Genomic DNA, 6817 nt, shown 5'->3' on the forward strand with positions numbered 1-6817 from the left:
GTAAATGTAATTTTTTATGGAGAATATAAGTGCTCGACGACAACGGACAAAAACTCGTGCCTGCCGTGCAGAACGCGATGATCATCCTACGCTTACTCGCTGCCAGCGGCAGCCCCCTTGGGGCGACGCAAATCGCACGTGAGGCCGGGCTGAACGTCTCTTCCGCCTTCAACATCCTGCGCACGCTGAGCCATGAAGGGCTGTTGAGTTTTGATCCTGAAGCAAAAACCTATCGGATTGGCATGGGGCTGATGGAATTCGCCGCGCCGCTGCTCGGCGCCAACCCCGCCGACCTGATCCGCCCTACGATGATGGCGATCGCACAAGAGCACCAGGTCGCAATCGCACTTTGGCAAATCACTGCAAATGAAAGAGTGGTGTTGATCGACCGGTTCACCGCTCCCGATATCGTGCATGCGATGATCTCGCGCAGTAGCCGCCTTCCGGTCTTTGCCGGGGCTATTGGGCGGACCTATGCAGCCAGTCTGGGGCTGGATAAGACGCAGACCCGCAAAGGTTTTGACAGCGTGCGCTGGCAAGACGCACCGGATTTTGAAGCTTACTGGGCAGATGTTCTGGCAGCTAGGGACAGCGGCGTTGCACAAGATCGCAGCAACCTGTTTCGCGGCCTCGACATGGTGGCAGCACTCGCACGTGATGCCAACGATGTGCCTCGGCTCGGTATGAGCAGCATCACCATCATCGGTCAACAAACCGACGCAAGCCTCGTACGTGTCGGCGCTGCACTGGCTGAAGCTGCAAGGGAGATCGAGCGTAGCGTCTTCGGACGTGCGGTCGAGGCAGGAAGTCCATAAGCCAAACAGGACACTGGGAACATTTCGGAGGAGATATGTCTGATATGAAATCGCTCGATAAAAAAGTAATCTTGGTGACTGGTGCCGGCGGTGGTATCGGTCGCTCCATTGCTATTGAAGCAGCCCGCGCGGGAGCTGCGGTCGTCGTAAATGACCTCGGCGCCACGCTTGATGGCCGTAATGAATCGAGCGCCTCGGCACAAGCAGTGGTGAGCGAAATAGAAAAGCTTGGTGGTCGTGCTGTCGCCAATGGCGATGACGTCTCGGAGCCAGAAGGCGCAAAAGCAATGGTCAAACAGGCTACCGATGCCTTCGGGAGACTGGATGCGGTCGTCAACAACGCTGGCATCCTGCGCGACTGTTTCTTTCATAAGATGACTTACGAGAACTTCGACGCGGTCTTGAAGGTTCACCTCTATGGCACGTTTAACGTCAGCCACGCAGCTGCCGTTGTGATGCGCGAACAGGGCACTGGCAGCATGATCCACATGACGTCGACTTCGGGTTTGGTCGGCAATTTCGCTCAAGCCAACTACTCGTCGGCCAAGCTGGGCGTTGCGGCTCTGTCGAAATCCCTAGCCCTAGACCTGCAACGCTGGAATATTCGTTCAAACTGCATCGCGCCCTTCGCATGGAGCCGAATGACCTCGTCAATCAAGGTGGACAGCCCCGAGCAGGAAGAGCGCGTGAACCGCATGAGGGAAATGAAACCTGAGAAGATCGCTCCGGTCGCGCTCTACCTCGCCTCTGACGAAGCAGCTGATACCACCGGACAAATCTTCGCAGTACGAAACAATGAAATCTTCCTGATGTCTCAGCCACGCCCGGTGCGTTCTGTCCATCGCGACGAGGGATGGGACATCGACAGCGTCGCGCGGCATGCGATTCCATCCCTGAAGGCGAGCTACATACCTCTGGACGTCTCTGCCGATGTATTTAGCTGGGATCCTGTCTGAACCTTCCCGTCTCAATGGAATAAAACAAAAGACGCTCCTACAGGCCACTGCGGGAGCGTTTGCCTTCCGACAAACGACTGTTCTACCGCCTGAGCGGTACGATCAATCAAAAACCGCCTCCGACTCATTCCCAAAAAGCATATCTGAAAGACCATTCAGATATTTGAACTATGATTTTCTCCGACCGATGATTGCGCCAAAAGCAGAGACACTGCTCAAAAAGACCCGGAGGAACCCAAAGTGCACAACCTCGACCATGACGACTGCCAAGACATCCGTGACGCGGTGCGCGCACTCTGCGCCGAATTCCCCAATGAATATCATCGCAAAATCGACGAACAACGCACTTATCCCGAAGACTTCGTCGACGCCCTGACTAGGGCGGGCTGGATGGCTGCACTGATCCCCGAGGAATACGGAGGATCAGGCCTTGGCCTAAGCGAAGCGGCGGTGATCATGGAGGAGATAAACCGCGCTGGTGGTAACTCCGGAGCCTGCCACGGGCAAATGTACAATATGAACACGCTGGTTCGGCACGGTTCTGAAGAACAGCGCCAACGCATCCTGCCAAAACTCGCCACAGGCGAGCTGCGCCTTCAGTCAATGGGCGTCACCGAACCGACCACTGGCACCGACACCACACAACTTAAAACCACGGCGATCAAAAAGGGCGACAAATACGTAATTAACGGCCAAAAGGTCTGGATCAGCCGTGTGCAGCACTCCGACCTGATGATCCTGCTTGCTCGCACGACGCCATTATCGGAGGTGAAGAAGAAATCCGATGGCCTTTCAATCTTCCTTGTCAACATCAAGGAAGCAAAGAAGTCTGGCATGACGGTCCGACCAATACCTAACATGGTCAACCATGAGACCAGCGAACTGTTTTTCGACAATCTCGAAATCCCAGAAGAGAACCTAATCGGCGAAGAGGGCAAGGGCTTCAAATATATCCTTACCGGCCTCAACGCGGAAAGGACACTGATCGCCGCTGAATGCATCGGCGATGGTTACTGGTTCACCGACCGTGTGGTTAACTATGTCAGCGAACGCAACGTCTTCGGCCGGGCTATCGGCCAGAACCAGGGCGTCCAGTTTCCCATTGCTGAAGCTTATATCGAGATCGAGGCCGCAAACCTCATGTGCAAAAAAGCCTGCGACCTCTACGACGCTGGCGAACCCTGTGGGGCAGAGGCAAACATGGCGAAATATTTGGCGGCCAAAGCATCCTGGGAGGCGGCCAATTCCTGTCTGCAGTTCCATGGTGGCTTCGGTTTTGCCTGCGAATACGATGTAGAGCGCAAGTTTCGCGAGACCCGCCTATATCAAGTGGCGCCAATCTCAACCAACCTGATCCTTTCGTACGTTGCCGAGCACGTGCTCGGTCTGCCGAGGTCATTCTGATGCGCCCGCTCGAAGGCGTGCGGGTCGTGTCCATCGAACAGGCGGTGGCAGCGCCTTTTTGCACCTCACGTCTTGCCGATGCCGGTGCCGAGGTGATCAAGATTGAACGTCCCGAGGGTGATTTCGCTCGCGGATACGATGATGTCGCGGCAGGTCAGTCAAGCTATTTCGTATGGCTTAACCGCGGCAAGCACTCCCTTACGCTTGACCTTAGATCGCCCCAGGGTCGCGAAGAATTGCTCCATTTGCTGGAACAAAGCGACGTTTTGGTGCAAAATCTCAGGCGCGGTGCGCTGGCCCGATTGGGATTTACATTCCAGCGCCTCGCCGAAGAATTCCCGAAATTAATAACCTGCTCAATCTCGGGTTATGGAGAGGACGGACCTTTGGCCGAGCGCAAAGCCTATGATCTCCTTGTACAGGCGGAATCCGGCCTCTGTTCGATCAACGGAGGTCCACGCGAGCCAGCTCGCGTCGGTATTTCGCTGGTGGACATCGCTACCGGTGCCACAGCACAATCTGCTATTCTTGAGGCTCTAATCCGACGTGGTGTGACTGGCCAAGGTGCCAACATTTCGGTTTCAATGTTTGACGTCATAGCTGACTGGCTGACCGTGCCTCTACTAAATCACGAGGGCGGAAAGAGCCCCAAGCGCTTGGGGCTAGCCCATCCCTCAATCGCACCCTACGGCGTGTTCACGACCAGGGACCGCGTGCAGATCCTAATCTCGGTCCAAAGCGACCGCGAATGGAAAAAGCTCTGCACCGTGGTGCTCAAACAGCCAGACTTTGGTGTTGATCCTCGTTTTGCCACTAATGTAGCGCGGGTTGCCAACCGAGAGGATACCGATGCTTTGGTCAGCGCGAGCCTAGCCAAAATGACTAGCGACGAAGCAATCACCGCACTGCTGCGCGCAGATGTTGCGCTGGCCCGGGTCAACGATATGGAAGGTCTGTCAAAACATCCTGCTTTACGCCGGATTAGCGTCAATACACCAAACGGACCGGTTTCCTACCCAGCCCCTGCTCCTATCTGGGAGGACGAAACTCGCAGCTACGGGCCCGCACCTGACCTAGCACCGCTCAAACAGGCGAAATAATGGAAATTGACCTCGAAAAGCTAAAAGACTGGAACGGCCGCGAAGAAAGCGTCTCAGAGCTTCTTACTCCGGTTCTGACCGCCCGTTTCAACGCAACCTTCGACAGGGAAGGTTCCTGCGAGTTGGGTGCTCATGCGCCTCTTCTGCTGCATCACTGCCTCTGTCATCATGCTGTACCGACCGCCGACCTTGGTTCCGATGGGCACGCGAAACGTGGTGGTTTTCTGCCGCCAGTGCCCTTTCCTCGTCGAATGTGGGCCGGTGGTTCGATCCGTTTCCATTCACCGCTTCATGTCGGTGAGATCATGACTCGCCATTCGACAATCTGCGACGTGGCAATCAAACAAGGCAGCAGCGGAGCGCTCTGCTTTGTCACCGTCATACATAACTATTGGGCTAATAGTCGCGCCATACTGACTGAACAGCAAGATATTGTCTATCGCGATACCCCGACTCATGGAAGCGCAAGCAAATCTCTGACGCCCGCTCCACAGGGCACCGAGCAGCGTGAAATCATTATCTCACCTGAACTGCTCTTTCGCTATTCCGCACTCACCTTCAACAGTCACCGTATCCATTACGACCTTCCTTACGCCACACTTGAGGAAGGCTACCCTAACCTGATAACGCATGGGCCACTTCAAGCGGCCCTGCTGGCACAATACGCTGTTGATTTGCGCGGTGGAACTCCCGCACAGCTTCGTTTCCGCGGCAAAACACCGGCCTTTGTCAATTCGCCGCTCGTGCTGCACGCGAGCGAAAAAGACGAAGAATTAAAGCTTTGGAGCGCCCCACCTGGTGGTCCTATCGCAATGGAGGCGAGTGCGACATGGTAAGCCTCGATATGATCCGTACTCCGCTTTTTGTGCCCGCTGACCGGCCTGATCGTTTTGAAAAGGCCGCAGCATCCGGTGCGGACGCGGTGATCCTCGACCTGGAAGATGCCGTTGCCCACGATAACAAAGATACTGCCCGTTCAGCACTATCCACGAGTTTCACTGAGCTTCCGGTGCTTGTGCGCATCAATCCCGTCGGAACTCCCTGGATTGAGAACGATCTAGCTGCACTCAGGGGGCTTGCTTGCGCAGGCGTGATCCTACCCAAGGCCGAGGGACCGACCAGCATCGCTGTCGTGAGTGAGGCACTTGGCGGGGATCTGCCCGTGATGGCCCTGATCGAGAGCGCCAACGGCCTAGCACAGACCCGCACCATCGCCGCTGACCCAAGCGTCTGCCGCCTGATCTTCGGCTCAATCGACTATTGCGCCGATCTGGGCTGCGCTCACGAGCGCGATGCTCTCCTGCACGCGCGCTCAGAACTGGTGCTAGCCTCGCGCCTCGCGGGCATTGCTGCACCCATCGATGGCGTAACCACTCAGCTCGATGACCTTTCAAAAACTCGGAGTGATGCCGCATATGCCCGCACACTAGGAATGTCTGGAAAGCTTTGCATCCATCCACGGCAGATCGCTGAAGTCCGACAAGCCTTTACTCCAACGGACTCTGAGATCAATTGGGCCCGGCGCGTTCTCAGCTCCGGAGATGGCGCTGTCTTGGTGGATGGAGCGATGGTCGACGCGCCAGTCCGCATCAGAGCACAGAGAATTCTGGCTCAGGCGAAACCTATCTGAGCCGCCCACGTCTCTAACTGCTTGGCCCGTGCAGGGACGCGTGTCGATTTGAACTGCGGCCAATTGCAAGCGGTCGCGTAGCTCGGCACAAGTCGACTAAATAAGACGAAGGTACATAACTATGGAAGGAGTCTCACAGTATCACCTATGCGATCCACTAACGTCGTTCTTCTGCCACCGAGGAGCCCAATTGCATTGGAGGGGCACTTTATGACACCGCAAACATTCTCGCCATTACACACTAATGACATGCACTGAACTTGTACTACCGTTGGCTCGAACTCATGCTCGACGACGCTAGCACCACCGTTTGATCGGATATGAAAGTCTCAGCTATTAAACCAGCTGCTTGATCGGCTCAGCACCCAGAAATTCTAATGCAGCGCCCATAACGCGATTGAAATACGTGTCTTCAAATTCTAGGAACGCGGAATTCTGCATAACAAAAAACCCGCTATCGATGTGATAACGGGTTGTATATTTGGTTGCGGGGGCAAGATTTGAACTTGCGACCTTCAGGTTATGAGCCTGACGAGCTACCGGGCTGCTCCACCCCGCGGTAATAGGATATTGTTGTGTTTATTTTGGAGAGTTTATGTGTATGTTCATCATGCCCGGCAGCGCCCTACTCTCCCGCGTCTTGAGACGAAGTACCATTGGCGCAGGGGCGTTTCACTTCCGAGTTCGGGATGGGATCGGGTGGGGGCGCCCCGCCATAGCCACCGGGCAGGATTAACATACACTTAGCGTATCGTATGTTTACGACTTGCTAATGTTTGAACTGGTCATTAAGGACACATTTTTGAGTGTGTCTTTTTCCAAGTTGATGCTTTGCGTTGTTTAGTTTTCGGCAACTTTATGAGTTACCATTTATGATTATAGCTTAATGGGAGTGATCAAGATCAATCGAGC

At 55.1% G+C, this 6817-nt stretch carries 6 protein-coding genes, 1 tRNA gene and 1 rRNA gene; 6 read left to right on the forward strand and 2 right to left on the reverse strand.

Annotated features, from left to right (window positions below):
- Positions 1-29: 29 nt before the first annotated feature.
- From BMZ51_RS04830 to BMZ51_RS04855, 6 genes are all read left to right on the forward strand, one after another.
- Positions 30-815, forward strand: coding sequence for an IclR family transcriptional regulator (locus tag BMZ51_RS04830; RefSeq protein WP_068009016.1), 786 nt, complete (start codon positions 30-32; stop codon positions 813-815).
- 35 nt (positions 816-850) lie between these two features.
- Entirely contained in the window at positions 851-1771 is a 921-nt protein-coding gene (locus tag BMZ51_RS04835; RefSeq protein ID WP_068009019.1) for an SDR family oxidoreductase, read from the forward strand.
- 240 nt (positions 1772-2011) lie between these two features.
- Entirely contained in the window at positions 2012-3175 is a 1164-nt protein-coding gene (locus BMZ51_RS04840) for an acyl-CoA dehydrogenase family protein (protein WP_068009022.1), read from the forward strand.
- The gene (locus tag BMZ51_RS04845) at positions 3175-4275 is read left to right on the forward strand and encodes a CaiB/BaiF CoA transferase family protein (RefSeq protein ID WP_068009024.1); all 1101 of its coding nucleotides are present in this window, start codon (positions 3175-3177) and stop codon (positions 4273-4275) included. The genes BMZ51_RS04840 and BMZ51_RS04845 overlap by 1 nt, the downstream gene beginning before the upstream one ends.
- The gene (locus BMZ51_RS04850) at positions 4275-5111 is read left to right on the forward strand and encodes an HTD2 family dehydratase (RefSeq protein ID WP_068009027.1); all 837 of its coding nucleotides are present in this window, start codon (positions 4275-4277) and stop codon (positions 5109-5111) included. Before BMZ51_RS04845 ends, BMZ51_RS04850 begins: the two co-directional genes overlap by 1 nt.
- Positions 5105-5905, forward strand: coding sequence for an HpcH/HpaI aldolase/citrate lyase family protein (locus BMZ51_RS04855; protein WP_068009030.1), 801 nt, complete (start codon positions 5105-5107; stop codon positions 5903-5905). Before BMZ51_RS04850 ends, BMZ51_RS04855 begins: the two co-directional genes overlap by 7 nt.
- Before the next feature lie 482 nt (positions 5906-6387).
- Here the strand turns inward: BMZ51_RS04855 and BMZ51_RS04860 are convergent.
- Together BMZ51_RS04860 and rrf are read right to left on the reverse strand one after the other, a co-directional pair.
- A tRNA-Met gene (locus BMZ51_RS04860) sits at positions 6388-6464 on the reverse strand.
- 53 nt (positions 6465-6517) lie between these two features.
- A 5S ribosomal RNA gene (gene rrf, locus BMZ51_RS04865) occupies positions 6518-6632 on the reverse strand.
- Positions 6633-6817 lie beyond the last annotated feature (185 nt).

Origin of the sequence: Pseudovibrio axinellae (assembly GCF_900110875.1) — a bacterium.
GTDB lineage: Bacteria > Pseudomonadota > Alphaproteobacteria > Rhizobiales > Stappiaceae > Pseudovibrio > Pseudovibrio axinellae.

What these genes read in the sequence shown, in the direction of transcription:
- BMZ51_RS04835 (WP_068009019.1), top strand. Translation starts at nt 851, where the DNA reads ATGTCTGATATGAAATCGCTCGATAAAAAAGTAATCTTGGTGACTGGT.
- BMZ51_RS04845 (WP_068009024.1), top strand. Translation starts at nt 3,175, where the DNA reads ATGCGCCCGCTCGAAGGCGTGCGGGTCGTGTCCATCGAACAGGCGGTG.
- BMZ51_RS04850 (WP_068009027.1), top strand. Translation starts at nt 4,275, where the DNA reads ATGGAAATTGACCTCGAAAAGCTAAAAGACTGGAACGGCCGCGAAGAA.
- BMZ51_RS04855 (WP_068009030.1), top strand. Translation starts at nt 5,105, where the DNA reads ATGGTAAGCCTCGATATGATCCGTACTCCGCTTTTTGTGCCCGCTGAC.